A 3,181-nucleotide genomic window follows, 5' to 3' on the forward strand; every position below is an offset into this window, starting at 1 on the left:
TTATATTGATATTTTGGCCGGTTATACCACCCAAACGAGCTATTGGGAGCGCACGGTTGTTTCCTCTACCCGATTCTCGAACGAAACGCTTACTTATCACAATTTGCAAGCCAGCGAAGGTTTTTGGCTCCCACTACCGACGGTGCAAGAAATGCACTGAACTCATATTTGGGTCGTGTAAACTACACTTTCAAAGGGCGTTACAACTTGACTGCTACTTTGCGTGCCGACGGTTCTTCCCGTTTTGCTCCGGGTCATCAATGGGGTTATTTCCCGTCTGTGGGTGTATCGTGGAATGTGAACGAAGAAGCATTTTTACAGGACAATAAAGTCATTGACGACCTCAAATTAAGAGCCAGTTTGGGCACTGTGGGGAATCAGGAAATTGGCGATTACCTGTTCCTGGATACCTACAACACTGTAAATTATTCGTTCAATAACAGTATCGTAAAAGGTTATGTGAAAGGAAATCGTCCCAATTCCAACTTGGCATGGGAAACGACAGAATCCTATAATGTAGGTCTTGATTTTGGATTGCTGAAACATCGGTTGGGTGGCAGTATTGATGCCTATTATAAAAACACCAATAACTTGTTGCTGAATGTTCCGACAGAACGTACTTCGGGTTATGCTTCCATACTTAAAAATGCAGGTAGCGTTATCAACAAAGGGTTGGAATTGGAATTAAGAGGCGACATCATCAGTCGGAAGCACCTCAGTTGGACACTGTCCGGTAATATTGCCCGGAATATCAACGAAGTGGCAAAGGCAGAAGAAGTGTATAGCGGTGCTACTGTTTTGAGAAAAGGTGTGCCTTTCGGTGCTTTCTATGGCTTGGTGTTTGACGGTATCGTACAAGACGCTGCGGAAGCCGCCGCCGCACCGGTGCCTACCCGTAACAAGGAAACAGGAACGTCGGTATTGCCCGGTGATGTGCGTTACGTTGACCAACCCGATGCCAATGGTGTGAAAGATAATCAGATTGACCTCGACCACGACCGCGTAGTATTAGGTTCGCCTCATCCGGATTTCATCTATGGCTTCTCTACTTCTCTTCGTTACAGAGACTTGACATTATTTGCCGCCTTCCAGGGAAGTCAGGGCAACGAATTGTACAATGCTTTGCGCCGTACTTTGGAAACTCCCGACCCGCGTTACAATGGTGTAGCCTCTTTGAATGACCGGTGGACACCGGAAAATCATTCCAACACCGTGCCGAAAGCCGTTATCAAAGCGGTAACCGACTTGGACAGCCGCTACATTGAAGATGCTTCTTTTTTGAAATTGAAAACATTATCGCTCACTTATGTTTTGCCGTTCAGAATAGAAAAAGCACCGACCACCCGTTTCAGAGTATTTGCAACTGCCAGCAACTTGCTGACTTTTACCAAATACAAAGGATATGACCCGGAAGTTGCCAGTGGTACGGATAATGGTGTATATCCGACTTCAAGAACATTCACTTTTGGCGTGAACATCTCTTATTAAAAATAACATTTAAAAAAAATAAACACAATGAAAAAGATATTTTATACAGTAGTTGCTGCAACTTTATTTTCTTGCGGCGATAGTTTGGATCAAGATCCAATTGGAAAATTGACAGGGAAGGATTTCCCTAAGACGGATGCCGATGCCATATCCGCAGTGAATGGCATTTATCAGGCGGCAGAATTGAGTACCCGCTTCGGATACACGATTGACTTACCCTCCGACCTCACATCCACCGGTGAAAACCCGAACGGCGATGCAGGCTTCCTAAGCAGCCAGCAGTGGGAACCGGGCAACAGTTACATCACTTACATGTGGGAAACTTTCTATGCCGGTATTACCAATGCCAATGTGTTGATTGATGCCTTGGAAAGTCCGGAGAGCAAGATTACGCCTTCGCTGAGTACACGTCTCATCGGTGAAGCAAAATTCTTACGTGCCTATTATTATCAATATGCCGTTCAATTTTGGGGTGACGTGCCTGTTATTTTGCATAGAGGAGTCAATGATGAAGGAGCAAGTTTGACACGCGCACCGATTGATAGTGTTTACAAACAGATAGAGCAGGATTTGAAAGATGCCGCTACCTTGTTGCCTCGTGCCACAGCCTATTCCGGTACAGACCGCGGTCGTGCCTCTTGGGGTGCTGCTAAAGCGCTTTTGTCGAAAGTCTATTTGATTTGGGGACAAACGTCGCCTACTTTTACTCCTGTTGAGCAGAAAGATGCTTACGACAAATCTATTGCATTAGCTACGGAGGTAATCGGCAGCGGCGACTATCAATTGGAAACCGAATACAGGCGGAACTGGTCGGTAGAAAACCGCAATGGAATAGAAAGCATCTTCGCAACTCAACACAGTCTTTCTCAATCGTCTGACGGCGGCGGAGGTAATCACTTGCTGCACTGTGCTTTCTCAACCGGTTTTACGCAAACTTTGCCGCATGTGGTAGTGTCTAATATAAAATTCCGCAATGAGTTTAATCCGGACGACCAGCGCAAGGGAGTAACGTATGCCGACTCTATCTACAACCCGCTCAAACAGGAATGGTATCAGTTCGATGTGCCTCGCTATTCAAAATACATCGACCCGCTCGACCCGAATGGTTCTGCCAGCAATCGTAATCTCGACCGTACCGTTTTACGTTTTGCAGAAGTCTATCTGTTGCGGGCTGAGGCTCTCAACGAATCGAATAATGCACCGGCAGGTACTGCTATCGAAGATTTCAATGTAGTGCGCCGCCGTGCTTTCCAGTTGCCGTTGAATCAACTTTCTGCTACTTACGATTTTCCGGCTGACATTCGTCCCGCAGGATTCCGTGACACCGGTGGCACTTATACATCTGATTACGAGGGATTTAAGGTAGCCATCCAACAGGAACGCACGTTTGAGTTGACTTACGAGCAAAATCGCCGTTTAGACTTGTTGCGCTGGAAAATATTAGTGAAGGCATTAAAGGCTTCCGGTGTGCCTGCAAAAGACTATGTGAGTTTGAGAAATTATCGCTTCCCAATACCAAAATCGCAACGCGAAATCAATCCGACACAATTGTGGCAGAATTGGGGCTTTGATGGTTACGATGAAGCAAAAACGGGAGCAAACCCGTATGCAAGTTGGGAATTGCCGAAAAAATAAAATTGCAAAGTTTTTAGTTGGCACCCTCCCCCCTGGGATGGGTCGGAGAGCGTCTTTT

At 46.1% G+C, this 3,181-nt stretch carries 2 protein-coding genes; both read left to right on the forward strand.

The genetic code is table 11. The features are described from left to right. Nucleotides 1-123: 123 nt before the first annotated feature. Nucleotides 124-1,488, forward strand: coding sequence for a SusC/RagA family TonB-linked outer membrane protein (locus ASC50_RS05825; RefSeq protein WP_158648524.1), 1,365 nt, complete (start codon nt 124-126; stop codon nt 1,486-1,488). 27 nt (nt 1,489-1,515) lie between these two features. Further along, nucleotides 1,516-3,123: a RagB/SusD family nutrient uptake outer membrane protein gene (locus tag ASC50_RS05830; protein WP_056928809.1), complete on the forward strand. Its 1,608-nt coding sequence runs from the start codon at nt 1,516-1,518 to the stop codon at nt 3,121-3,123. Nucleotides 3,124-3,181: the final 58 nt, after the last annotated feature.

The sequence above is a fragment of the Candidatus Symbiothrix dinenymphae genome (assembly GCF_001431085.1).

Excerpts from the sequence above, each read along its gene's own strand:
- ASC50_RS05830 (WP_056928809.1), top strand. The coding sequence starts at position 1,516 with ATGAAAAAGATATTTTATACAGTAGTTGCTGCAACTTTATTTTCTTGC.